Origin of the sequence: Lysinibacillus sp. NPDC086135 (assembly GCF_044746345.1) — a bacterium.
Classification (GTDB): Bacteria; Bacillota; Bacilli; order Bacillales_A; family Planococcaceae; genus Lysinibacillus.
Map to the genome: position 1 here is coordinate 176,818 of NZ_JBIVCA010000005.1, position 26,091 is coordinate 202,908.

Below are 26,091 nucleotides of genomic sequence, written 5' to 3' on the forward strand. Positions count from 1 at the left end.
CTTCACCACTCCAATGTAATTTTAATTAACACGATTCTTTTATAACTTTTAAAATACATTAAAAGGATAGTAAATACAATATCTATGTAAGGTTTTATCACATGCATTTTATCGAATATATTAATCTTTTTTTCAGATAGATAGAAAGCCCCTTTTACTTACGCGACAGATTCTATCCAAAAGCGGGAGACGCTCTGCAGATGTTCGAACACCCGCTGAAAAGTAAATTCAAAAGCGTATACATCTCACCACCTATCAAGACGGGAGACTTCCGTACCTATCGCTACGCTTTCGGTACAAAAAACAGAAATTAAAAATAGGTTGCATCCCTTCAAACGGAACGCAACCTACTCACTTTAATATTGTAAAAGCATATTTACAAACACAACGATAATCACAAAAGGTACTACTATTAACATCAGTAATCGATACGTTGAATAAAACCCCTGCCCCATTTGACTTCCTATTAATAATTCCTTCTTCACAAATTCTTTATCAACTACATACGCAATAAAGCTAGCAATCAATAAGTTACCTAACGGAAGCATTAAATTAGAAACTAAAAAGTCAGTTGCATCAAAAATCGTTTTTCCAAAAATTGATACATCAGCTAATGTACTTGATGAAAGCGCTGCAGGAATCGCCGCAATAAAGACTACTACACCTAGTAGCATCGTCAATGCAGAACGAGACATACGTCCCTTCTCCATAAATGCCGCTACGATAATTTCATACAAACTGAATGAAGAAGTTAACGTTGCGAATAAAAATAATAATAAAAACATCGCTAAGAATATTTCACCAAATGGCATTTGACTAAATGCTGTTGGCAAAACCATAAACAGTAAGCCGGGTCCAGATGCTGGTTCTAAATCAAAAGCAAATACAACTGGGAAAATTGCTAATCCTGCTAAAAAAGATACAAGCACAGTAAGAAGAACAACGGAGCCTGCGGAATTAGGTAAGCTCACATCTTTCTTTAAATAGGAGCTGTACGTCACAAGACAAGAAAACCCTACCGCTAAGCCAAAGAAGGACTGTCCTAACGCTTCTAATATAGCCTTTCCAGTTATATTGGAAAAGTCAGGCCATAAGAAGAATTTAACCCCCTCCATTGCTCCATCTAATGTTAAAGCCCTCGCAACAAGCACAATAAACATAATAAATAATAAAGGCATCATCCACTTATTGGCTTTTTCTATACCATTTTGCACACCAAGTGAAATAACTAATACATTTACTAGCGTAAACAGCCCTAAACCTAGTAATGTAATCCAAGGTGTTCCTACAATCTTTGCAAATAGTTCACTAGGATCAACGGAAGGATCAATAACAGCCCCAGTCACACCAAGGCCACTATATATAAAAATCCAACCCCCTACAACACTGTAAAAACTTAATAATAAAAAACAGCCGAGCACACCCATACGACCAACCCAAGCCCAACCTGTTTTCCTAGGTGCAATTTTTTTATAAGCAGTCACAGCCTCAGACTGTGTACCACGTCCTAAAATATATTCTGATAATAACATCGGTAAACCAATCAACAATGTAAATAGAACAAAAATTAGGAAAAACGCTCCCCCGCCACTTTGTCCAGTAACATATGGAAGCTTCCAAATTGCCCCCAGTCCGATTGCAGCTCCAGCCGATGCTAAAATAAAGCCTAGTTTACTAGACCATTGACTCTTTTTTTCACTCATCTCTTCAAACTCCTCTAACTTACTCAACTCTTCCTTATTCTACAATAAAATAATACACTCGACTAGATTAATTCTATATGTTACTTTTACGTAATATTATCCAACATCTCAACCATTCTACATAAAAAAACCTCGAAATTCTGATACTAGTATTACAACCTATGTACCTGTATATGATTACATAGTTTCTATCATGCGATATAGTGTAATGGGTGCGTTTGTAAGAGTGTTTGTAGGCTGGGGGTTAGGTAGAAGAACCTCTGAGGATAAACAATGAATTAAATCACACATCAATCTGTGGGCTTGTGCGTAAAATTACACACAAGTCCTTTTGTTATACTTTCTCAATCACAGCTTAACAAAAGACTTTGTAGCTCCCATCAAGCAATCTGTGTCAATGAATTTAGTTATGAAAGGTTCGAGGAGTGTCAAGAAAGGATTTATTAAACATAAAAGAGAAAAGATGACTTTTATAGTCACCTTTTCACTTGTAAGTAGCAATTTAGTTATTGAATATTTGCTCGTAACGGTGGAAGAATGCTACTGTGTGCGCTCTTGTTAGAGAATCATTTGGTTTAAACTCTTCATTTGTTTTAGTAGTTGTTAAACCATTATCACGAAGGAATTTAATAGCTTCTGACTGAGATACAGTCTTACCATAATGCATTGAAGCTAAGATACGAGCGAAGTTACCCCGTGTGATATCCTTACCTGCAATGGCTTGTTTGGATGCTGTGTTTGCACCTAGAACTGGTAGAGAGTATTTTGTAGCCAGTTGGTAGTTTACGTCACCATACCATGTAGTATTAGCTTTCGTTGAAGCTAGTTCTGATGGTTTGAAGTAACGGAATAGGATAGTTAACATTTGGTTTTCCGTTAAGTTAGTGTACGGTTTAAGTAAGTTTTCGTACTTGCCTGTTGATGGGTTTTTCACGTTTGGGTATCCACTGATGATACCGATGTTGACTGCCCACTTAAAATCCTCAGCCCAGTATTGGTTTGCATTGTAATCAGCAAACTTTGATACATCAACGTTTCCCGTTGTTGGCGGTGTTACTGGAGGTGTTGGGGTTGGGGTTGAAGCTGAGTAGTTTAAATAACTTGATGCCACATACCCCTCTGTCCCGTCATTTCTTTTCACAGGATACCAAACAAAATGGTTTTTCTTCGTTGATACTTCTTCATATTCAAAAGGTCCCGTAATGGTAACAATTTCACCTTCACGTAAAGTACCCATAGAAGGACTATCCTTAGTAGGTCTTGTCCTAACTGTTACATTAGTTGTTGCACTAACTTTCTGATTTGTTTTAAAAAAATACTTTGATTTTGTTAATGGTAAATCAAAAGGATAGTTCATCGCTGAAAATTTAATATTTTCCTTGCTGTTTGAATCATATTGAAAATGTTCGCGTAAAAAAGGCAGCTCTGTTAAGTCTATTAATTCCAATTTCTCAATAATTCGGAGAATTCTTTCTTGATAGGCATTTGCATTTCTTTCACCAGTTGCTTGGACAATTGGACTATTTACTGGCTTAGTACCGTTATAAGCCATGATAGCGAAGTACCAATGTTCCAATACATCTCTTTCCCCACCGTTGATGCTAGGCAAATCCTTCCGCTTAAACATATTATCTAGAGTCTTTACACCAGCTTGAATATTATAGACAATATCGCTTTTTAGTCTATCTTGATTGTAGCCAGCTTGATTTGTAATTTGCATAATGCCAATTCCATTATCAGCTGTCACAATCGCTTCACCATTACTATCGAAATGACGCCAATTTCCACTTTCACCTTCCGCTATTGCCTTCACAATTTCAGGTGGAACATCATAACTCAGTGCTGTTTCGGTTAACAAACAGTTCATTGTGGAATAATCAGGGTTTACATTCGATGCCGAATCATACTCACATGTATTTGCAATATTATTAGCTAATACATTTTTATCTATGTTTATAGATAGAGAGAGGGTACCAATGGCAATAACACTAATCAATGGTTTCAATATCTTTTTCATATGTGATTATTACACTTCCTTTCATATTTTTTAAAGTTAAAAGATTCAAATATATGTTATCATAAACCCAATATTTGAGATAGGGGTAATAGTCAATCTTTCCTTCATTTAACACTTTTGAGCGATAAATAATAGCTCCAACATATATTGTTTAATTTTAATTCGGTGAAAAGTTTGTAAATAGTGATTGTTGGATTTTTACTTTTTTTCGCGAAATAGGTAAGCTTCCTAAAGTCCCTTGAAACAAGCCCAAGCAAAATCTATCAACTCTTACAAGCTCGTTAAATGGCTCTGTAAGCTTGCTACGATTGTTGTTGTAAGCTGACTCAAAGTTGAAACAATTGAGTTACTTTGGAATCTAAAAGCAACATACCAAAATGTCACCTTCGCACTTTAGTGGTATATAAAAAGAGGGAGGAATTACCTTCCCTTATGTATGATTTTATAGGTATTGCTCTTTAGCAAAAGAACCATCTTTCTTCGAAACCTTTCTATCAACCTCAATCAAACCTGCTAGTTCTAAATTCTGAATCAATGCACGAATTCTTCTCTCTTTAAAACCAACAACGTCAATAATCTCATTGTTGAATACAGTTGCAGGAGCATAACCAAACATCTTGCTACGATATTTCAGATAACAGTAAATCAAAAACCCATCAACCCCGATTTCATCACACAATACACAACGAGTAAATTCAAATACACTTATAGGTAATGTATCATCCCTTGAGAACATTAGACCTTCTTTTCCCTTTCGATTGTATTGTAGAAGTGGTTTCTTACATGTATATCGCCCACTATATCTTTTAAAAAATTCCTTCGATTGAGATTCGTCAATATCATCTGATAATTGTGTTACCTTAATACCATCTTTCCCTGTTAGGTCAGTGTATATTGCTTAAATTCTGTAACTCTTTCTCATCTAAAAAATCTGCAATTGCAAATTTAAGCAACAAAAAAACACCTCCTAGACTTTAACAGTCCAATAAGGTGTCATTACTTGAACACTATCCTAAATCATACTTTATTCTCGAAATTAACTCATATACATGGAACGCTGATGATGAATCCATTTACGCATTGTTGTGAATAGTAATGCCATGATGATGGTAATTAAAATACCTTTCACAATGTTAAATGGCAAAATACCAGCTACGATCATTTTATATAGTGAATCACCTACAACAGGCTCCATACCTAAAAAGTAAGTGTACATAGGTAAAAACACAACATAGTTAAGAATGCTCATTCCTACTGCCATTACAATTGTTCCAACAGCTAAACCTCCGATAAGGCCTTTAACTGTTTTGGAGCGATTAAACACAAAGCTCACTGGTAGAATAAATAAAATACCTGTTGCAAAGTTCGCAATATGTCCTACCGGTACTCCCGTTGGCGTGCCTGAGAAAACCCAGTCCAACACATTTTTAAATAATTCTACTAAAATACCGGCTATAGGTCCCATAGTAATCGCCGCTAGTAATGCTGGCATATCACTGAAGTCCACTTCCAAAAACGCTGGAAACGGCGGAATCGGGAAATTAAAAAGCATTAATAAAAACGAAATACTGCTCAGCATGCCAATCGTAATATACGATTGAAGTTTAACATTTTTCTTCATAGAAAACTCTCTCCTCTTTGCTGATTCAATCTCGCAAGAAGAAAGGTTACGACCTAATCGATCATCATCATGAAAAAACCCTTATGCAAAAGAGCATAAGGGAGAATAGGCAAGATTAAAAAACGCCATTAATTAACTATTTTCTGAGCATACGCTGCGTGAAATCACATCGAAAAAACGCTCGTACATAGTTAAATTCATAACAATGAATGACGATCGTACCTCCATCTTCTCCCATCCAGACTTTAACTGTCGGCCTTGGAATTGCACCAAGTCAGCCATGCAAAAAATCATTTGCACAGGTCGCGGGCTGAAGAGCCTTTCGTAAATCATGCGAGCTAATATGTCTTAAAGGAAACATTAGCGATTTACAACTCTATTACCGCCGGTCGGGATTTTCACCCTGCCCCGAAGATGAATCATTATTTTTTTGTTTCATAGCCTTACTATAATGAATTATTAGAGAAAAGTAAATAGCTTTGCTTAAAAAAATCCGATTAAACTTGTATGCTTTAATCACGTAAAAGTAGCTTAAGTCCATATTCATCTCATTCTAGAGGTGAGAGACACTTCTGTACAGGACGCTTTGCTTTCGCTACAAAAAAAATAATAGAGCATTCATGCACATATAGCGGCGAGAATGCTCCAAATATTTATTTGTTGTTAGGCTGTTTATGGCATATATCGTTTATTGGCTCCTACAGGCTTTGGCAAGAATTTCTTTAAATCAAATCCCTCCCAGCTTTCCTGTACAACATTGTCTAGACGTATTTGTTGATCAAAACTTGCAGCAGTAAGCATCATAGCTTCTATCATTTGAGTTGCCCGAACAGTATCCATGGTCGTTAAATCAAGCGGCTCATCAAATATAACAATAACACCTTCTGCTACTTCTTTCACAGTGTATGTTAAATTTTCCGGTACAACTGGAACGTATACATCATCATTTTTATTTCGCATAACGGTAAGCGCTTCTGTTACAGTGGAAAAAGTTTTACGAGTATCGGGTGATAAATATTCAGCTCCATTTTCATCTTTATATAAATAATAATTAAAATGATTTGAGCTTGTTAAGACCATAGGCTTACTTGACTCTTCATCCTTAGAAAATTTGTAGGCTGTACCATCAGAATTTTCAAACTCAACATCTTTATACTCTGAATCTGAGAATGTATCCTGTAAAGTGTCTAAATATTCATTCGTATCTGCTGAAGCAACATCATAATCATTTTTCTTCGGCAATACATGAACTAGTTTATCGCCCTTCTCCTTTAATTCTCCTTTATATGGATGATAGTTAGTAAAACCATTTGCTTTCTCATCAATTTGCGGCGCATACTTTTCATACATTTGTAATGTTGTAGGCTTTTTCTTCGGAAAATCAGTAGCAACTCGTTCATTTGGAATGATATACGTCATCGGTACGCTATTCTTATCACGATTTGCCAAACCAATATGAAACACTACTGCATCTGTTAAATCTTCCTCATAAACAGATGATCGTAGAGACATGATCCTTGAATGTTCTGCTACGATGTTGTTGGATTCCATCATCTTATCGTGGTTGACAGAGCTTTTCGCTACATGACTGTCTGGCGATGTTGAATATTGAGAGGTTTCAGGCGCATTAGCCTGGTCTATTTTTGCATCATTATGATTTAGCAACGTCGAGCTTGTAAATACTGTTAAAGCGAAAACTGCTGCAACACTCATAAAGATCGGCCATTTATGAACTTTCTTCTTTGTTGCTGTCTCTGTACTTTCTTGTTGTGTAACATGTTGTTGCTCTTGTGATATTATTTCATCATCTATTGGTTGTTGTATAGCTCCTTGAAGATGGGTATTATCCTGCAAGCGAGCATCTGTCAGTAATCGATTTAATATTTCTTCTTTCGAACGGCGGTCAGAAAGCTTAGGGGCATTATTTAATAGATGCTCAAGTTGGTCATCATCAAATTGGTTATGTGTCATTGCCATTTCGCCTCCTGTTCTCTAACCTGTTGTAGCTGTTGCCTTAAAAATTTAATAGCACGGTGCTGAGTAGTTTTTACCTTCGCTTCTGTCCAATCTAGTATTTGTGCAGTTTCTGCAATCGATAAATCTTGAAAGTAGCGCATAATAATGACCATTTTTTGATCACCAGTACAGTGTTCAAGCGCTGATTGTACCTGTATAAATTCATCACTGGCCTGCAGCACGTCTTCCGGTGATGGTGTGGTTGAATGCAGCTGTTCCGTTTCCCAATCAAAAAAATCAAGTGAATGTTTTTGGCGTACAGCCTGCTTTCTAAAATGATCAATAGCGACATTTTTAGCAATAGCAAAAAGCCAAGTCTTTTCGCTACTATTTCCTGCGAATTGATCATATGAGCGCAATACACGAACATAAACCTCATGCGCTAAATCCTCAGCAAGTGTACGGTTTTTTACTAAATAAATAAGAAACTGGAACACATCTTGATGATATGCATCGTATAATCGATGGAACACGGAGTCATTCAAAGCACTCCACCCCCGTTCTCTTTATATTTGTCGTCTAAATGTCCACAGAAGTTACATCCAATTAATACCACTCTTTATTAGTATGAATCAAAAGGTAAATAAAAGGTGAAGGTAGTCCCCTCTTTCAGCACACTATCTACCATAATATTGCCTGAATGTGCCTTGACAATATTTCTAGCAATAGCTAAACCTAGGCCAGTTCCGCCTTTAGAACGTGTACGCGCCTTGTCTGCTTTATAGAAACGTTCAAAGACATATGGTAAGTCCTCTTGAGGAATACCATGCCCTGTATCCTGGACAGATATTTTGGCAAAGGTTGGCTCCTGCTCAACCTTCACTGTTACTGACCCTTCATCAGTATGACGGAGAGCATTATCAACTAAATTCGTTAATACTTGTTCAATTCGATCCTCATCTATACTAATCGAAGCTTCGTCATTAAATTCACTGTCAAATATTAGACGAACATGTTTCTCTTTTGCAACCTGTGCAAATTTTTGAGTAATACGTTCAAATGTTGAATTAATTGGGAGCTCATCCTTGTACAGCGTCATATGCCCCGATTCCATACGCGCAAGGTCTAATAAATCTGTTACGAGACGGCCCATACGTTTCGATTCATCATAAATAATTTTTGTAATCTCATTACGTTCTTCTTGATCCTGTATAAAATCATCATCCATTAGAGCCTCTGAATAACCTTGGAGCATCGAAATTGGCGTCCGTAGCTCATGAGACACATTGGCAATAAAGTCTGAACGCAGTTTTTCTAAACGATGCTGTTCCGTCATATCACGAATAACCGCAACCGCTCCACGTATCGATTCCTCACTATAAAGAGGGCTAATCGTAAACGTATAGTAACTTCCATCCATCTCAATTTCTTCTTCAAGCTTATCCTCAAACATCAATACATGATCGAGCATATGATAAAGCTCTGGCGGAATTGGTTTCGCACTTTGTGACCCCTTAGTAACAAACCATTTTTGCATTAAACGGTCCGCTGGTGGATTACTTAATAATATTGTACGGTCACGATTAAATGTAATAACTGCGTCTGTCATCGATGTTAATATATTGGAAAGCTGTTCATTTTCTTGATTGATCACTTCTAGATTGTGTTTCAATTGACGCCCCATTTGATTAAAGGCAACTGCAAGCTGGCCAATTTCATCATTTTGTGTAGTCGGCATCTTCGCTTCAAAATTCCCTTTAGAAATTTCAAACGCCAGCTCACGCATTTTACGTAATGGTGACGTAATACGTGATGAAAGGAAAAACGCAAAAAATGTCGTCAATACAAAGGCTATGAAAGCTGATAGAAAGACAATTTTCGTCGTCTCTTTCGATGTTTTATGCAGCGCATCTGGACTTTGATAAATAAAGACAGCTCCGTGCACAGCATTTTCCACATTTAGCGGGAAACCAAGCACAACATACGATTCCAATTTTTCTTCGTCCGTGGAAGAGGGCATCATCATTTCCTTAATAATCGGTTTATCTGATTGAAAAACTTCTTGGAACGATTTATTGGCTAAAATCATATCCTGTATTTCTTTTTTATTGACACCTTCCTGCATAGCGAAAGAAACTCTATCATGGTTAATAGCAATAAGTGCATTTGTACTTTCAGGTAAAATATCTTTTAATAATTCCGAAGTCGACTCTGCTGTTTCATTATCATCTACTATACTTGCAACTGTTGCTGCAGTTTGACGCAAGGAGCTTTCTGCTTGTTGCATATGGTAATTTTGAAGAAACTCAAGCATTAAAACCGTGAAAACAAACAATACAAATGAAACGAGAAGCAATATGGTTACCCATAGCTTCCCGACAACACTATTCCATATTCTATTCATTGACAACCTCAAATTTGTAGCCAACGCCCCATACAGTAACAATCATTTTTGCAGCGTTTTCAGATACACGGTTGAGCTTTTCGCGTAAACGTTTTACATGTGTGTCAACTGTACGTAAGTCGCCAAAGAAATCATAATGCCAAACTTCTTTTAGTAATTGTTCACGGTCAAATACTTTGTCTGGTGATTTAGCTAGGAAATAAAGCAATTCATACTCTTTAGGCGTTAAATTTACTTCAATACCCTCTGCTGTTACACGGTGAGCATCATGATCGATCATTAAATGTTGGAAGACAACTAAATCTTTTGAAGAAGAAGCATTTGTCGAAGGTGAGAATGCTTGTGAACGACGTAATATAGCCTTCACACGTAACACAACCTCACGAGGACTAAATGGTTTTACAATATAATCATCTGCTCCAAGCTCAAAGCCTTGTACACGATTCGCTTCCTCGCCTTTTGCAGTTAATAAAATAATTGGTGTTGCTGCTCGTTCACGGATTTCCGCACAAACTTCAAGTCCGTCTTTTTCAGGCATCATAATATCTAATAAAATACAGTGATACTCTTTTTCCAAAGATTTTTCGATCGCTTGTTCACCATTTTCTGCCTCGTCAACAAGGTACCCTTCTCGCTCTAAATACATTTTTAATAAGCGTCGAATACGATCCTCGTCATCTACTACTAATACTGAAATATTTTCTGACACTTTCACGATCCCTCTCTTCTAATCTTTCTCTACCTTCTATTGTACATGGTACAGCACATATTGAAAAGAAAAGAAAAGAAAGCCTTCTTGCCACAGCAAGAAGGCCTCTTCTTTCCAATACTAGCGACGTAAAAAATTTCATATGTGCTCAAAATCAACTTAGTCTATGCTGATGCGTATGAGTGTAAACCTGCAAGAATCAAGTTAACAGCAATTAAGTTGAATAAGATAATTCCAAAACCAATTAATGCTAACCATGCAGATTTTTCACCTTCCCAGCCTTTCGATAAACGTAAGTGTAGGAATGCTGCATAGAATAACCATGTAATAAGTGCCCATACTTCCTTCGGATCCCATCCCCAGAAACGACTCCACGAAAGTTGTGCCCAAATCATTGCAAAGATTAAAGCACCTAACGTAAATACTGGGAAGCCAATTAATACTGAACGATAACCAATTTCATCAACTAATTGTAAATTTACTCGTTTGACAAAAGGTTGGAAAATCGCACTAATTCGACGTCGTGCAATTAATCGAATCAATAAGTATAAAACAGACCCTACTAATAATGACCACACAACCGATGTTAATTTCTTCGCATTAATGAGCGGAGGCATTTCTACTAACGGAGACATGCCATGTTCTTCAACCGCCTTATATTCATTCATACCAAATAGTGGCGGCATTTTGTATTCAATTTGACGTCCATTACCCTCTTTATCAACATAAGTATATGTTGAATCGTAACCCATCAAACTAAAAACAGATGTAGCAATTACGAAACCAACGACTACAACAAGGAAGAACATTACCGATTCTAACCAGAAACGTTGTTTAGAAGGTTTCTTTAAATCAACTACTTTTAATAAATAAATTAGTCCTGCTACCGCACTAATTGCTAAAAGTGATTGCCCTAAAGCAGCTGTAATAACATGTATTGTTAACCAGTAACTTTGTAAAGATGGCATTAAAGGAGTTACTTCTTTCGGGAACATCGCCGCATAGGCAATTATTAATAACGCCACAGGTAATGCTACTAAGCCCAGAGCCGTCACGCGATAAATAAAATAAATCAAAACGAATGCCCCAACAATGAACATTCCAAACGCAGTCGTAAATTCAAACATATTACTAACAGGTGCATGCCCTGCATAAATCCAACGAGTGATAAAATAACCAAGCTGCGAAAGTAGACCTATAATCGTGACAACAATTGCAACCTTACCCCATTTTTCGGTATTTTTGCCTGTTGCATTCGATTGCTTTATCGAACCACCAAATAAAAAAGTCGCAACTAGGTAGGCTATGAATGCTACAAATAATAGGTTTCTACTTATGTCAATCAAACTCATAAGGTGTTGTCACCTTCCTTTTCCTTTGTGGATTTCTTGACATCTTCTGACGCATCTAACTGATCTTCATATGGTGGTAGACCAGCAAATGTAGTGACTGTATCTAAATCCTTTTTCATACTGAACATATTTTTATTCACATGGGCAGCCATCAACACTCGGCCATCAGGCTCCACCTGCAACCATAAACGTCGGTGGTTCCAATACGAGCCAATTACTACACCAATCATGAAAATAATACCGCCGACAAATAAAATTGGTATCGTACTATCCTTACGAATTGTAAAGTTTGATGAATTACGCGTCTCTACTCCTGTGAATTTCATTCTATATTTGTTTTCACCAAGTGGTTCAAAAGGCGGCTTCCTAATTTCTACAAAGCTTACTTCACCTTTTGGAGTTTCTGGTGTTGTCATTTTAAATATAAATGCTGGATTATTTGGTATTGATGTTTGTGTTTGTGGTTCACCATCTTTAAAACCAGAAAAATCTGGTGTATACACAAGAATCTGTACTGAAGAACCATTTCCTAAATCATATTCTTTTTTAGGATTCGTTAAATCAATTTCAATTTGTCCTAGTGAATCTTCTTCATTTGCTTTATTCACTAAATTAAAATTCATCTGTCTCAACTCATTGAGGCGATAATTCATTTGATACAGTGCAAAACTGTTTTCTTTTAACGGATGATTGACACGAATAGAGTAATCTCTCAATTTTTTAAGATTGTCTGTATCTCCAGGAAGAGCTCCGTCGGGTTGTTTGTATAATGTGATGTCTGTTTGATAGTTTTTCGCCATAGCATTGACACCTTGGTTTGATTGCTCGTCCTGTGGCTTATTGTCATGGGTTTCCAAAATAAATTTATTATTTTTAATAAAATAGCCGTCCATCCCTGGTATAGCTCGTGTCTCACCTTCACGGATCCAAATCGTCTCATCCACATAAAAACCAGGTACTAAGCGCAGCATAACACCTGCTAAAAAGATAATGAGACCGACATGATTTATGTATGGGCCATATCGAGCAAAACGGCCGCGCTCTGCTAGCAATGCACTTCCATCACGACGAACGCGATATTTTAAGTCAGTCATTTTTTGCTCAACTTTATCTAGCGTTTCTTCAGGGTTTGGCACTTGTCCTTCCGCAACGATACGTTGACGCTTCATGAAACTTTCATGACGTTTAACGCGTTGATTTTTTAGAGACTTGTGTAATGGTAAACCACGGTCTAAACTCGCAACAATAATGGAAATCGCAAGCATGCCCACTAAAATTTGGAACCACCAAGTGCTATACAAATTAGAAAGTCCTAAATTATTATAGAGTTTGCCCAACAAACCATACACTTTCTCATAATACTCTGCTTTACTAGGTTCAGGGGCATTAACATACATCGCTTGCGGTAGTATTGTTCCAATTGACGCTGCGACTAACGTTATAATAATAAGGGCAATCCCGACTTTTACATTCGAGAAGAAATTCCAAATTTTATCGACAATTGTTGTGTTATACGTTTTTGAGCGAATCGCCATTCCGTCGTAGCGCATATCAACAACTTTTGTTTGTTTAACTTCCTCAGTTAAAGGACGACCACATTTCTCACAAAGCTTCGTGCCATATGGGTTACTATGACCACAAGCACAAATAATGTTTTCCATAGTCATTTACTCCTTATTTTGGCTTCACTAATTCCATGTACGAAGCAATTTTTCCTTCCTCTATTTCACCAGTAATAATTTTGACTACTTTACCATCTGGATCAATAACAAGAGTTGCAGGTAAATTACCTACATTGTAGGTAGTACTAACGCTTTTCGTTTTGTCAATAACTACTGGGAACGTTAATTCATGTCTATCGACAAAATTCTGTACTTCAAAATCTGTTTGCGCAAGATTGACCGACAATGTTTGTACCCCCTGATCTTTAAAGGCTTGATACTGACGATTTATTGCAGGCATTTCCCTTTCACACGGCCCACAAAAAGTTGCCCAGAAGTTCAAAAATACTCCCTGCCCTTTATAATCAGACAGCTTATGTTTTTCACCGTTTAAATCTACTAACGTGAAGTCTGGTGCTTTAGAGCCCACTGCTATTAACTCTACTTTATCCTTTGTTGCTGTTCCGTATACCGTGTAACCAATTGCTAAGACTAAGATTGCCAAAATAATGGTACGAATGACGAGACGTTTTTTCTTTTTCTCCAAGTTAATAAACCCCCTATCAATTTACGGCTTAGAGTAACTACAACTAACGCTAAGCTTTTCATACAAACATCCATATGTATAGATTTTACCGTCTAATTTTCAGCATTTACATGTTCACTCGTGCGTCAAACACCACCTCACAAAAAGTGGAAACGATTTCATCAGGATGCAACTTATCTAGGTTAGCTATTCTCACCTATTATAGCAAAATGAAACAGAAACGCTTAGCTAATAATTATGAATGATTTATGAACGATTTCACTAATAAGAAAGTGAATACATTGCTATTACACATAGAAGTATCACTTTCTCATAGAAAATGCGGATTTATCCGATTTTTCCTGTCTCCGCTAACACGCGCAATTGCTTCACTTCATGCTTTGTTAATTCACGATATTCCCCCGGAGCTAGCCCAAATAAATCTAAAAAGGCAAAGCGTTCACGTTTTAGTTTAACTACTGGAGTACCGATCGCCTCGAACATGCGACGCACTTGACGATTTCGCCCTTCGTGGATCGTAATTTCACAGATTGCCTTACCTGCTTTTTCATCAAATGAAGTCATACTAACCATTGCAGGAGCTGTTTTGCCATCTTCTAACTTAATTCCTCGTTGAAGCTTTTTTAAACCTTCAATCGTTGGAACACCTTTAACACGAGCAATATATGTTTTGTCGATTTTAAACTTCGGATGCGTCAGCATATAAGAAAATTCACCATCATTTGTCAATAACAATAAGCCAGATGTATCATAATCGAGACGGCCAACTGGGAAAATTCGTTGCGGGATATGCTTAAACAAATCTGTGACAGTTTTGCGTCCTTTGTCGTCTGTTACAGCTGAAATCGTTCCACGTGGTTTATATAGTAAATAATAAACCTTATCCTCTTTCTCAAGCTTCACGCCTTCTACTTCTATCGTATCTGAGTTGGATACCTTTGTACCTAACTCACGCACTACGACTCCGTTCACCTTAACTTTACCTTCTACAATCAATTGTTCTGCCTTACGTCTAGACGCCACACCAGCATAAGCAATGACCTTTTGTAATCTTTCCATTCTTTCACCTCTAATTTTCTTTCACCTTGGTTTGACACCAAGCATTAAACCTCATTCGCATATTATGAATAAGGTTATTTTTCCCGCTAATCTGTGAAAATTATGTCATACTTTTATACATTATTAAAGAAAAACTAATTATGGATAAATAATTAAATGATTTGAAATAGTTTTTATCAACTAGTTTCTGGATAATTTGTACTTAAATATTAAGGATTTTCACCATAGCGTGGGTTGTTTTCCGTTTCGGTTTGGCGTTTTTCTGAGGGGGCGTACGATGAGCCGCTTGAGCCAACAGATGTTTTTTGCTTTAGTCACAGAAAAATTGCCACAGGACGTGGCGTTCTTAGACTGAGCTCCTCTATTTCAGCCGATGTTTGAACACCCGCTAAAAAGGATCTTAAAACAGCATTCATCTCACCACCTAAAGAGATGGGAGAGACTTCTGTAGTTGACGCTTGCTTTCGCTTCCAAAACACTTGCTGAAAGGAAAAACAAAAAAGCCCCATTTTAGGCAGCATTTCAAAACTATTCATTGCCACTATATTTGTTTTCGATTTTAAGTCCATTGTTACTTAATTCTTTATTAATAAATTGCTTCGCGCTTGATAACTTTTCGGTTAAAGATTGTTCAATTATTAAACCATCCTGTAATGTGAAAATCAATTTTTCTGGTAAACTGACACCGTTTTTTTCCACAATAGTCTGTTCAACCTTCACAATATCTTCCCAACTTGTATAATCTTCTTGTAAACTAAAAAATTGATTCATATGAATTCCTTTAGCATCAATATATTGATAGTTATTAATACATAAAAATATCAATGCACTAGCAATTACAAACGATGACCCCACGATTCCTCGTTGAATATTCTTCCTTTTTTTGTTTTAGGAGTCACTAAAAAATGGATGAATAACATGACCGCTAACATGATTAATACTACCATTAATTCAATATAGGCTGTAAAAAAAGGGTCAAAAAAGTAATATTCCTTAGGTCGATAGAACAACTCTTGAATAGGATATAAAAAAATAAAAGGAGTGATACAGCTTGATAAGAAAAAAATCTCTTAATATCCAAAAATCTAATTAATTACTATTCTAATTAATTTTGGATCATCACCAAAACGTGTGATTGATTTCCGTTCCGACTGGGCGCTTTGTTGCTGCCGCTTCGCTTTCGCACAGAAAAAACATTTGTTGCTGTCGCTACGCTTTCGCACAGAAAAAACATTTGTTGCTGCCGCTTCGCTTTCGCTACAGAAAACATTTGTTGCTGTCGCTACGCTTTCGCACAGAAAACATCCGCTGCGCTGCAGGGTCTCGGGCCAACACGATGTTGGTCACGAAGGCGTTATCACAGGATGTGATGCTTTTAGCCTTCGTTCCTCTATCGCTGATCCCCGAGGAGTCGCCCAGTCTCCACTCCAATCAACTATTTACATAGTGGACGTTTTAACAAAAGTCATCCACAACTTTTGGTGATGAACCTTAATTTTACTAAACTGCCCCAGATTGTTAAATAATTCTTAATTCATTCGCACACTGGCGTCGCCCACAAACATTATCCTGAATGTTGGGTCATAAACAAAAAAACAGCGAATCGCTTTTAACGATCCACTGATTCAACTTTTACTGGCACTGCATAGATACGCTCTTCACCTAGAAAGATGGACAGTACACCTTCCTTACGTTTTCTAGAAACATGCAAAACTTGCCTTACACTATCTTTTTCATCTTTATTTAGCTGTAAAAGAATTGGTTCCTCTAAACGAATGGAGAGGTTTTTATTGACTTTATATTTACCTTTTTTCACCACTGTTTCAAGGCTGTAATCTTGCCAAACCTTGTTGGCTAAACCCCGATGTACATTCCAGTCATCGGATTCATTCAAAGTGACGACAATACATGTTTGCCCGTCCTTTTGGAAGGCAGTTGCAAGGGTTCGACCAGCTACCTTTGTAAAGCCCGTTTTTCCGGCAAATGCTGAACCTTTAGCTGATTTTAATGCATTAACAGGTTGTTGTGTCTCATCGCCTATTTCGACGGCAACTCCTGACCCTTCTCGTAATAAACGGTGCTTATTTTCCCATAACATCCCGTTTTCAGTATTGGCACGATATAGAACTGTGGAGGCAATCTTCTTGAAAGTTTTATTTTGGAGAGCAATCCTCAACATTTCAGCAGTATCTCTCGCTGACGATAAGTGCTCATCATGGTGCAAACCGGACGGGTTCATAAATACTGTATTTGTGAGACCAGCAACAACAGCCCGCTCATTCATTAACTTTACAAACCCTTCTACCGATCCGCCAGCATGCTCTGCTAAAGCTGTTGCTGCGTCATTTCCTGAGCGAAGCATCAAACCATATAACAGTGTTTCTACCGTAACCTTTTCACCTGCTTGCAAGTAAATGGACGAGCCCTCAGCCGTTGCAGCCCTCGGTGAAATAACTACTTCATCTTGAAGATTGCTATTTTCAATAGCAACAAGTGCTGTCCAAATCTTTGTTAAGCTAGCGATTGGTAACCGTGCATCACTATTTGATTCAAATAAAACACGGCCCGTATCACCATCTAAAACAGCATATCCGCTACCCCCCCGTGCCAAACTGGTTTCTGGAAGCATTAACATTACCACGACTATCATGAACAATATTAAACGTACTAACCGAAGCAACGAGCCACTCCTTATTAAAAGTAATAGGAAAATATAGATTATATTTATGTTTCAAGCTAAGTATTATACCAATCAATTATGCCCGACATAATTGCCGCTGTCGCGCAGATAAACAATGCGTCCGGAATCGGCTTTGTGCTAAGGCCTGCAAATGTTTTTTGCGCGAAAGCGAAGCGTCAGCAGCAGATGTTTTTTGTGCGAAAGCGAAGCGTCAGCCGCAACAGCACGAAATTGGTCACTCAGTCGTTGCCACAGGACATGGCGCTCTTAGACTGAGTTCCTCTATTTCAGCGGATGTTTGGACATCTATACCTGTCGCTACGCTTTCGGTACAAGATATTTGTTGCAAGAAGTTATTATGCCTTGCCCATTTACTTTACTCCACTAAAGGTTTCTTGGAATTTCGTCATAAATAGATCTGTTTCTTGCTCTTGTTCAACTAACTCTTCTTCAGGTAAAGGCGGCATTTCATCCATACTATTTAATCCAAAGTAGTTTAAGAATTCTTTTGTAGTACCATATAAGATTGCACGTCCTGTCCCTTCCGAGCGACCAACTTCCTTAATTAGCCCTCTAGAAACGAGCGTTTGAATTGGTCTTTCACATTTCACACCACGTAAATCTTCAATTGCTACACGTGTAATTGGTTGTTTATATGCTACAATAGCCAATACCTCAAGTGAGGCTTGCGATAATGATTGAGCAGTTGGATTTTCTACTAATCTTTGAATGGTATCTGCTAAATCAGATTTTGTTATAAGTTGATAAACTCCAGCCATTTCTTTTATAGTAACGCCTCTTGCTAAATCTTCTTCATATGTTGTTTTCAATACTTCCATTGTTTGTACGACTAACTCTTCCGGTTCGCCTAAAAGTTGTGACAATTGTTTAATGGTTAAGCCGTCGTCTCCAACAACAAATAATAAGGCTTCTATTCTACTCTGTAGCATCATTGTTTTCGTCATCATCCCATTCCTCCTTCTGTAATGTAACTGTTAATTCTTCAAAGTTACCGTCTTGCTCTACGATGACGACCTGACGTTTCATCAGTTCAAGAATAGATAAAAACGTCAGAATAAGCGTTGGCTTATCTTCATAGGGAAAAAGCTCGAAAAATAATGCACGTCCACCTGTAGTTCGTAATGAATCGACAACTGAACGCATTTGGTCTCTCACTGAGCGTTCTTGCCTCGCCACAGTTGTTTTTAGTGGTTTCTTTAATTTTTTTCGACGCATTAGTTTTTGAAAGGCTCCAAGCATGTCATAGATGTTGACGTTCAGATCAAATAACGCCATTTGCTCATCTAAGGCTAACTCTGATAAATCTGCCGGAGGCCGTGTAAATACCTGTGCACGATCTGTTTCAAGCTCTTGCAGGCTACTCGCTGCTTCTTTATATTTCTTATACTCTATTAAACGTTGCACCAGTTCTTCACGAGGGTCTGGGCCGTCGACTTCTAATTCGGCATCTTCAAGCTCACCTTCATGAATTGGCAAGAGCATACGACTTTTAATAGCTAATAATGTTGCAGCCATCACTAAATATTCACTAGCCTCATTTAACTCAAGTACCTGCATAGCATGTATATGGTCGATATATTGTTGAGTAATTTCAGCCATTGGGATATCATAAATATCAATTTCCAATCTGTGAATTAAATGCAATAATAAATCAAGAGGCCCTGAAAAGGCTTCTAATTTTACTTCATAAGACATTGTTTTACCACCCTGAGATTCTATGTTCTTTTAGTATAGTAGAAAGGAGTCCAAAATGCATCCACAGCATTACACTTTATTTATCGACTATTGTGCTTTTTTCAATGGAAATCAAGATTTTTTTGAATGCCATGAAGTCCTTGAGGAATACTGGAAGGATATTGCTCCAGGTGATAAAAAGCATCCTCTCGTTGGATACGTACAACTCGCAACAGGTTTATATCATTGGCGACGAGATAATTTTATTGGTGCTGCGCGAATTTTAGAAAAAGCGCTTCATAATTTTCAACATAATAAAGGCCACATCTTTTTTGACGAAATCGATTACGAAATACTAATAACACAACTAACAGATTCACTTTCTGCTACCCAAAAGGGCAAGTCCTTTCAAGCATTTCTACTTCCTCTTTCAGCCATACTAGAGGAATTAGTTTTTACTCGCATACAGATTTTACCACCAAGTAACACTAACTATCTTCTTCATAAACATATGCTTCGAGATCGCTCACATATTCTTGCAGAGCGTCAAGAAAGCAAACAAAGAAAAAGCAGACGTCAATGATCGTCTGCTTCTTCATCGATACAATTTATACATTTTTGAACAATATTACGCGTTTCCTCTGTTGCACGCACACTTTCATACTGGCCAAGGTCTGCTACTTCCTGTAGCATTTCCTTCGCAACACCTTCACCTCTATAAGAAGGGACAACGGAAACATGTTGAATCATAGCTATATTATTACTGTCTGTTACAAGTCCAACAATGCCTACATACTCATCGTTCTTTTTCCATAAATATAAAACCCAATTATCATCATTTTCATAGGAGTGGATTGTCTCTTTGAGCTTTTTTATGTCTTTTTCGTTAGGCATAAACGAGAGTAGCCCCATTGCTATTTTCTCGAAAGCTTTTTTATATCGAATTAACATATTTGTCTATTCCCTCATTTTCTAGCTGTACATAATCTTTGACTATCCTACACGATTTGTACTTTTACCGCAAGTCAATTTCTGTCTTACGAACCAGGTCCGAGAATACCTTTAGACGCCAATACCCAATAGACAACGCCCCACAACAAAATAAAAGTTGAAATGGACGCTAGTAATACCCATTTGTTTTTTCTCATATTTACTCACCCTTTTTTAACGTTAGCGGGAGATCGTTTTGAACAATATCTTCATAACTTTCGCGTCGAATTGCTAATTGATGCTTGCCATTTTCTACAAATACAACTGCTGGTCGTGGCACACGATTATAGTTACTCGCCATAGAATATCCATACGCACCAGTACAGAAGATTGCTAGCACATCACCAGAAGCTGCTTCCTGAAGCTTAGCGTCAATAATTAATTTATCGCCAGATTCACAAAGTTTACCAGCCACTGTATATGTTTCACTTTTCGATTCATTTGCTTTACTTGCAATGACCGCCTCGTACTTCGCATCATATAATGCTGGACGGATATTATCACTCATACCACCATCAACAGCAATATACTTACGAACATTAGGTACTGTTTTTTGTGAACCAATTGTATAAAGTGATGTTCCTGCATCGCCTACAAGTGAACGCCCTGGTTCAATCCAAATTTCCGGCATAGTTAGACCAAGTACAGTCGCTTTGTTCTTTACAACTGTAATCATATCCTCTACATATACTTGTGGCTCAAGCGGTGCATCTTCCTCAGTATAACGAATTCCGAAGCCCCCTCCTAAGTTTAACACAGTACATGTAAAATCGTGAGTTTTCTTCCAATCAGAAATCTTATCAATTAGTTTTTCTCCTGCTAAGCCAAAGCCCGCTGTATCAAAAATTTGTGAGCCGATATGGCAGTGTAATCCTAGAAGCTCTAAGTATTCATGGTTAAAAGTTTGTTGGAAAGCTTCATCTGCTTGACCATTATTTAAGTCGAAGCCAAATTTAGAATCCGCTTGACCTGTCGTAATGAAATCATGCGTATGTGCCTCAACACCTGGTGTGACACGTAGTAAAATACGCATTTTTTGTTGACGGCGCTCTGAGATTTCTTGTAAAAGTTGAATTTCATAGAAATTATCCACGACTATACAACCGATTTTCGAGTCAAAGGCTAATTCTAATTCCGCAATGCTCTTATTATTACCATGGAAATGAATGCGCTCTGCAGGGAAACCAGCTTTTAAAGCTGTAAATAATTCTCCACCAGAGACCACATCTAAAGATAGACTTTCTTCTGCCGCTAATTGGTACACAGCTACACATGCAAATGCTTTTGAAGCATAAGCTACTTCTGCTTTTACACCTAGTTTTTTAAACGTATCAATAAAGCCGCGTGCACGCTTCCGAATAAGCACTGTATCATACACAAATAAAGGTGTACCATACTCTTTTGCAAGCTTTAATGTATCTACCTGTCCAATCGTTAAATGACCATCTTCAGAAATCGCTTGTGTTCCATAAAAATGCATGTGCATCTCTCCCTTTTCACATCGTTCCATCTTATGATAAATTGCTCCCCATTTTTAGTAAGGATATAGGCAATCTTAGCCTACAATCCAATCCTTATTTAGAGATGTATTGCTTCATTCAAGAATGGTTCAAACGGAGCTAATATCACATATATGCCTAGACCTTGTCGTGGTGAACCTTTTGATGAATGAAGACAATTTTCGCAAAAATCACAAAATACTATATGTGAACTTTATCACATGAAAAAAACGAGTGCAACGGCTTCTATGATCTTTTTCGCTGTGGGGAATCGACAACATATGGTCTCAATGCATCTGCAGTCATTGGGAAACGAACAAGTACGCGAAGCATCGCACTTGGGAAGAACGGAATAAGTGGCCATAAATATGGCGCTTGCATCGGACGTAATGAACATAAATACGTAAATAATATAAATAACCCGATAAATAACCCATTAACTCCCCATATGCCAGTCATTATTAACAACACTAATCTAAAGAGTTTAATGGAGATACCTAGCTCATATGTCGGAATAATAAAGGTTAGAATAGCTGAAACGGCTGTATATAACACTACTTCTGGTGAGAAAACCCCAACATCAATAGCAATCTGACCAATAATTACACCGGCAACTAACCCCATCGCAGTAGATAATGGTGATGGGGTATGAATGGCGGCCATCCTCAAAAATTCTATCCCAACATCTCCAATTAATACTTGCAGTAAAAGTGGGATATGTGATTTTTTCTTTTCCCCTAAAAAGGATAACTCATCCGGTAAATGGATCCCGTGTGTTGCACATAAATACCACAAGGGCAATAATAATAAACCCATAATTGCTCCAAAATAGCGCATAAAACGGACGAAGGTTCCGACTGTTGGTGCCTGCCTATATTCCTCAGCATGCTGCAATAAATGAAAGGCCGTTGCTGGCACGATAATGACGGAAGGTGACGTATCGACAATAATGGCTATATGCCCCTCAAGTAAATGAGCTGCGGTAATATCTGGTCGTTCCGTATATCGTACAAAAGGAACTGGATGAAACTTCTGTTTAAACAGCCATTCCTCTAGTGATTTATCAGTCATAGTCAAGCCATCATGATTAATTTGTTCCATGCGCTGTCGTAATTTATCGAGCGTTTCATCACTCGCAATACCCTTTATAAACGCTAGCGCGACATCGGTTTGACCGATTTCGGATATTTTATGTAGCTCGAAACGTAAATTACTATTGCGAATTCTTCGGCGAATCAAAGCAGCATTTTGTGAAATACCTTCTACAAAGCCGTCCCTAGATCCACGAATAACCTTTTCATTATCAGGCTCCGCAGGGGTACGTCCTGGATAATTTCGAATCTCAGCAACATAGCCATAACCACTTTTCGTTATAAAGGCTACTTGTCCACTTAATATGGATAATAAAATGGCTTCACGTTTGGTTTCCTCTGAACGACCTTGGAAATTGAAATAGGCTTCAAAATACTCCTTTTCATCCTCAATATCAATGTCCTCATCAGGCAACATATTAGAGAGTAATTGTGTTAACACTATTCCATCCACAAGTCCGCTTATATATGCACAAAGAACCGGCAAATCTTTGACAAATACATGCTTAATACTAATGTCAAATGATTCGCCGTCACCAAATTGTTCTTTAAGAAAATTTTCGGCTTCTTCTAAGCTGTTAAAAAGTTTATCTTTTTCTGTCATGCTGTCACCATTTTCTTAGATGTCTTTTTTTACTTCTTCCTCTTCAACTGTGGCACTTGTAGCCATCCAATTTTTTAATTGGGCAAGAATTTTTTTCTCTAATCGCGATACCTGAACTTGAGATATCCCGAGCCTATTAGCAATTTCAGTTTGGGTACAATCTGAGAAATACCGTAAATAAATAATGGACTGCTCTCTAGGCTCAAGTCTTGTGAGTACCTCTTTTAATGGTATATAGTCAAATGGCTGCTCAGATTTTTCGTCCTTCATCTGATCCATTAATGTAATAGAATCCCCTTCGCTCTCATACAATTGTTCATGCAAGGAAGCGGGATCTCTTAATGCATCGGAAGCTGTTACAATTTCCTCAGATGTGACTCCAAGAACCTGTGCTAATTCATGAATGGTTGGTGGATGCTCATTTTTTTTAATGAATTCATCAGTTGCATGACGAATTTTAAAATTAAGCTCACGAATAGATCGGCTAACCTTCACCATACCATCGTCCCTTAAAAAGCGCTGAATTTCTCCGATGATCATTGGTACAGCATATGTCGAAAATTTAACATCATACGTTAGATCGAATTTATCCACAGACTTCATGAGCCCTATGCAGCCAATTTGAAATAAATCCTCGAGCTCCACGCCCCTGCTTGTAAAACGTTGGACGATAGACCACACAAGCCTCGTATTCCCTTCAATCATTCGTTTACGAGCCTCATGATCGCCCTGCTGTGCACGTGCAATTAAATCTCGCATTTCTCCCTGTGACAATAGCTTATCGGACGACTGTTCTAGCGGCTTCACAATCGTAGCCTCACATTACCGGTGTGCGAACCGAGTAAAATTTCTTCGTAAACGTGACAGTTGTACCTTCTTGCCACTTAGACATTACTGTCAACTGATCTGAAAAACTATCCATAATAGTAAAGCCCATACCTGAACGTTCCATCGCACTTTTCGTCGTAAATAACGGCTCCATCGCTTGGCTTACATCCTCAATACCAATACCTTTATCCATAACAGACACAGTTACAATATCATCCTCACGTTTTGCATGAACTGTAACAACGCCCCTACCATCCTCATCATAACCGTGAATAATAGCATTAGAAACAGCCTCTGAGACAACCGTTTTAAATTCGGATAGCTCATCAATTGTTGGATCTAATTGTGCGATAAAACCTGTCACAGCTACTCGCGCTAAGGCTTCATTTTCACTAATTGCTAAAAAAGTTAATGTCATTTCGTTATCCATTTACAATCCCCCTAACTCGATCAATCGCTTCTTCCTCAGTTGCATCCATCATCCACTGCCCTAAACCTGAAAATTGAAACACTTTTCGCATTGTCGGCGATGGATTCAATAAAATTGTTCGTCCAGCGACTGCTTCTAACTCACGCATTCGACCAAGCACTAAACCTACACCTGAACTATCCATAAAAGAAAGCCCCTCTAAGTTCCAAATGATAGTCGATACAGCGCCTTGAAAAATTGCTGTAGAAATTTTAGCTCGAATTTGCTGTACTGCATGGTGATCGAGCTCCCCAAATAAACGTATAACTACTGTCTCTTTTGTTACCATCTCTAATTGAAAATGCATGAACATCGCCTCCTCCTCGTGCAATTCCACATTCAATGTGGTGATTCCTTGCGGCTGACAGAACTAGTGCAAAGTCTTCCGAAATAGTGGCAAATCGACATACTTATAGCTTTTTAGGTTAAATTCAGTATGGGATAAATCAACATTTTTTAAACATGGCAGCCATTTTTCACAAGAATTATTATGAGGATCAATATTGCCTCGGCAATATTGCGTCCCGAATCGGCTTTGTGCTTATGCCTGCAAATGTTTTTTGTGCGACAGCGGAGCGATAGCGCAGTTCCGTCGCTTTGTCAGTTCTATCCACGATTTTAACTGTTCTATCCGTCATTTTGTCGGTTCTATCCACGATTTTAGCTGTTCTATCCGTCATTTTGTCGGTTCTATCCACGACTTTAGCTGTTCTAGTCATTATGTCGGTTCTATCCATGACTTTAGCTGTTCTACCTTCATTTTGTCAGTTTTATCCACGACTATTGCTGTTCTATCCATCATTTTGTCAGTTTTATCCACGACTATAGCTGTTCTATCCATCATTTTGTCAGTTCTATCCACGACTTTAGCTGTTCTACCCGTCGCCCTGGCTTTTCTTTCCTTCGCTCAGACCCTTCCTTCCATCACTTCGACTCTTCTTTCCGTCACTTCGGCCTTTCTTCCCGTCGCTCAGACCCTTCCTTCCGTCACTCCGACTTTTCTTTCCGTCGCCTTAGCTTCGTTCCGTCGCTTCGACTTTTCTTTCCATCATCCTGACCTCTTTCCGTCATTCCGACTCTTCTTTCCGTCACTTCGGCCTTTCTTCCCGTCGCTCAGACCCTTCCTTCCGTCACTCCGACTCTTCTTTCCGTCGCTTCGGCCTTTCTTTCCTTCGCTCAGACCCTTCCTTCCGTCACTCCGACTTT

General features: G+C 38.0%; 26 protein-coding genes and 1 riboswitch. Of the genes, 1 reads left to right on the forward strand and 25 read right to left on the reverse strand.

Features of this window, described 5'->3' with window-relative positions; translation table 11 throughout:
• Nucleotides 1-356 precede the first annotated feature (356 nt).
• The 17 genes from ACIPKN_RS09535 to ACIPKN_RS09615 form a co-directional block, all read right to left on the reverse strand.
• Nucleotides 357-1,703 carry a sodium-dependent transporter gene (locus ACIPKN_RS09535; RefSeq protein WP_400935454.1) on the reverse strand — a complete coding sequence of 449 codons (1,347 nt, stop codon included), beginning with the start codon at nt 1,701-1,703 and terminating at the stop codon, nt 357-359.
• Between the two features lie 502 nt (nt 1,704-2,205).
• The gene (locus ACIPKN_RS09540) at nt 2,206-3,720 is read right to left on the reverse strand and encodes an SH3 domain-containing protein (RefSeq protein WP_400935456.1); all 1,515 of its coding nucleotides are present in this window, start codon (nt 3,718-3,720) and stop codon (nt 2,206-2,208) included.
• Between the two features lie 442 nt (nt 3,721-4,162).
• Entirely contained in the window at nt 4,163-4,369 is a 207-nt protein-coding gene (locus ACIPKN_RS09545; RefSeq protein ID WP_400935458.1) for a hypothetical protein, read from the reverse strand.
• A 387-nt stretch (nt 4,370-4,756) separates the two neighbouring features.
• Nucleotides 4,757-5,341, reverse strand: a complete 585-nt coding sequence (locus ACIPKN_RS09550) for an ECF transporter S component (protein ID WP_400935460.1) — start codon at nt 5,339-5,341, stop codon at nt 4,757-4,759.
• A gap of 222 nt (nt 5,342-5,563) precedes the next feature.
• Nucleotides 5,564-5,761, reverse strand: a riboswitch (FMN riboswitch).
• A 252-nt stretch (nt 5,762-6,013) separates the two neighbouring features.
• Nucleotides 6,014-7,312, reverse strand: coding sequence for an RNA polymerase subunit sigma (locus tag ACIPKN_RS09555; protein WP_400935462.1), 1,299 nt, complete (start codon nt 7,310-7,312; stop codon nt 6,014-6,016).
• Nucleotides 7,309-7,842, reverse strand: a complete 534-nt coding sequence (sigX, locus tag ACIPKN_RS09560; RefSeq protein ID WP_142507305.1) for an RNA polymerase sigma factor SigX — start codon at nt 7,840-7,842, stop codon at nt 7,309-7,311. The genes ACIPKN_RS09555 and sigX overlap by 4 nt, the downstream gene beginning before the upstream one ends.
• A 77-nt stretch (nt 7,843-7,919) precedes the next feature.
• The gene (locus ACIPKN_RS09565) at nt 7,920-9,701 is read right to left on the reverse strand and encodes an ATP-binding protein (RefSeq protein ID WP_400935465.1); all 1,782 of its coding nucleotides are present in this window, start codon (nt 9,699-9,701) and stop codon (nt 7,920-7,922) included.
• A complete protein-coding gene (locus ACIPKN_RS09570) occupies nt 9,694-10,410 on the reverse strand; it encodes a response regulator transcription factor (RefSeq protein ID WP_049668637.1) in 717 nt (238 codons plus the stop codon). Before ACIPKN_RS09570 ends, ACIPKN_RS09565 begins: the two co-directional genes overlap by 8 nt.
• Nucleotides 10,411-10,574: 164 nt before the next feature.
• Nucleotides 10,575-11,762: a c-type cytochrome biogenesis protein CcsB gene (gene ccsB / locus ACIPKN_RS09575; protein WP_400935467.1), complete on the reverse strand. Its 1,188-nt coding sequence runs from the start codon at nt 11,760-11,762 to the stop codon at nt 10,575-10,577.
• Nucleotides 11,759-13,423 (reverse strand): cytochrome c biogenesis protein ResB, encoded by a 1,665-nt coding sequence (gene resB, locus ACIPKN_RS09580; protein ID WP_400935469.1) that lies wholly within the window; start codon nt 13,421-13,423, stop codon nt 11,759-11,761. The genes ccsB and resB overlap by 4 nt, the downstream gene beginning before the upstream one ends.
• A gap of 13 nt (nt 13,424-13,436) precedes the next feature.
• Complete coding sequence (resA, locus tag ACIPKN_RS09585) at nt 13,437-13,970, reverse strand: thiol-disulfide oxidoreductase ResA (RefSeq protein ID WP_400935471.1); 534 nt, start codon at nt 13,968-13,970, stop codon at nt 13,437-13,439.
• A 327-nt stretch (nt 13,971-14,297) separates the two neighbouring features.
• Entirely contained in the window at nt 14,298-15,029 is a 732-nt protein-coding gene (locus ACIPKN_RS09590) for a pseudouridine synthase (protein ID WP_132363137.1), read from the reverse strand.
• A 314-nt stretch (nt 15,030-15,343) separates the two neighbouring features.
• On the reverse strand, nt 15,344-15,598 hold the full coding sequence (locus tag ACIPKN_RS09595; RefSeq protein WP_400935474.1) for a hypothetical protein: 255 nt from the start codon (nt 15,596-15,598) through the stop codon (nt 15,344-15,346).
• A complete protein-coding gene (locus ACIPKN_RS09600) occupies nt 15,558-15,884 on the reverse strand; it encodes a hypothetical protein (RefSeq protein WP_400935476.1) in 327 nt (108 codons plus the stop codon). The genes ACIPKN_RS09595 and ACIPKN_RS09600 overlap by 41 nt, the downstream gene beginning before the upstream one ends.
• Before the next feature lie 754 nt (nt 15,885-16,638).
• The gene (locus ACIPKN_RS09605) at nt 16,639-17,709 is read right to left on the reverse strand and encodes a D-alanyl-D-alanine carboxypeptidase family protein (RefSeq protein WP_400935478.1); all 1,071 of its coding nucleotides are present in this window, start codon (nt 17,707-17,709) and stop codon (nt 16,639-16,641) included.
• A gap of 371 nt (nt 17,710-18,080) precedes the next feature.
• Nucleotides 18,081-18,674, reverse strand: a complete 594-nt coding sequence (scpB, locus tag ACIPKN_RS09610; RefSeq protein ID WP_132363269.1) for an SMC-Scp complex subunit ScpB — start codon at nt 18,672-18,674, stop codon at nt 18,081-18,083.
• Nucleotides 18,646-19,425: a segregation/condensation protein A gene (locus ACIPKN_RS09615; RefSeq protein ID WP_400935480.1), complete on the reverse strand. Its 780-nt coding sequence runs from the start codon at nt 19,423-19,425 to the stop codon at nt 18,646-18,648. The genes scpB and ACIPKN_RS09615 overlap by 29 nt, the downstream gene beginning before the upstream one ends.
• Nucleotides 19,426-19,480: 55 nt before the next feature.
• Here ACIPKN_RS09615 and ACIPKN_RS09620 point away from each other — a divergent pair, with 55 nt between their 5' ends.
• Nucleotides 19,481-19,987 (forward strand): DUF309 domain-containing protein, encoded by a 507-nt coding sequence (locus ACIPKN_RS09620; RefSeq protein WP_400935482.1) that lies wholly within the window; start codon nt 19,481-19,483, stop codon nt 19,985-19,987.
• On the opposite strand, the gene ACIPKN_RS09625 is transcribed toward ACIPKN_RS09620, so the two are convergent.
• The 8 genes from ACIPKN_RS09625 to ACIPKN_RS09660 all read right to left on the reverse strand — a co-directional run bounded on the left by ACIPKN_RS09625 (nt 19,981) and on the right by ACIPKN_RS09660 (nt 25,729).
• Nucleotides 19,981-20,355 (reverse strand): GNAT family N-acetyltransferase, encoded by a 375-nt coding sequence (locus ACIPKN_RS09625; RefSeq protein WP_132363147.1) that lies wholly within the window; start codon nt 20,353-20,355, stop codon nt 19,981-19,983. The genes ACIPKN_RS09620 and ACIPKN_RS09625 overlap by 7 nt on opposite strands.
• 199 nt (nt 20,356-20,554) lie before the next feature.
• On the reverse strand, nt 20,555-21,874 hold the full coding sequence (lysA, locus tag ACIPKN_RS09630; protein WP_400935485.1) for a diaminopimelate decarboxylase: 1,320 nt from the start codon (nt 21,872-21,874) through the stop codon (nt 20,555-20,557).
• A 265-nt stretch (nt 21,875-22,139) separates the two neighbouring features.
• Nucleotides 22,140-23,588 carry a spore germination protein gene (locus ACIPKN_RS09635; protein WP_400935487.1) on the reverse strand — a complete coding sequence of 483 codons (1,449 nt, stop codon included), beginning with the start codon at nt 23,586-23,588 and terminating at the stop codon, nt 22,140-22,142.
• 15 nt (nt 23,589-23,603) lie between these two features.
• Complete coding sequence (gene sigF, locus ACIPKN_RS09640; protein ID WP_053483127.1) at nt 23,604-24,395, reverse strand: RNA polymerase sporulation sigma factor SigF; 792 nt, start codon at nt 24,393-24,395, stop codon at nt 23,604-23,606.
• 10 nt (nt 24,396-24,405) lie between these two features.
• Nucleotides 24,406-24,846: an anti-sigma F factor gene (gene spoIIAB, locus ACIPKN_RS09645; protein ID WP_142507315.1), complete on the reverse strand. Its 441-nt coding sequence runs from the start codon at nt 24,844-24,846 to the stop codon at nt 24,406-24,408.
• The gene (spoIIAA, locus tag ACIPKN_RS09650) at nt 24,839-25,192 is read right to left on the reverse strand and encodes an anti-sigma F factor antagonist (protein ID WP_400935490.1); all 354 of its coding nucleotides are present in this window, start codon (nt 25,190-25,192) and stop codon (nt 24,839-24,841) included. Before spoIIAA ends, spoIIAB begins: the two co-directional genes overlap by 8 nt.
• Before the next feature lie 190 nt (nt 25,193-25,382).
• Nucleotides 25,383-25,604, reverse strand: coding sequence for a hypothetical protein (locus ACIPKN_RS09655; protein ID WP_400935492.1), 222 nt, complete (start codon nt 25,602-25,604; stop codon nt 25,383-25,385).
• Nucleotides 25,604-25,729: a hypothetical protein gene (locus ACIPKN_RS09660; protein ID WP_400935494.1), complete on the reverse strand. Its 126-nt coding sequence runs from the start codon at nt 25,727-25,729 to the stop codon at nt 25,604-25,606. Before ACIPKN_RS09660 ends, ACIPKN_RS09655 begins: the two co-directional genes overlap by 1 nt.
• Nucleotides 25,730-26,091: the final 362 nt, after the last annotated feature.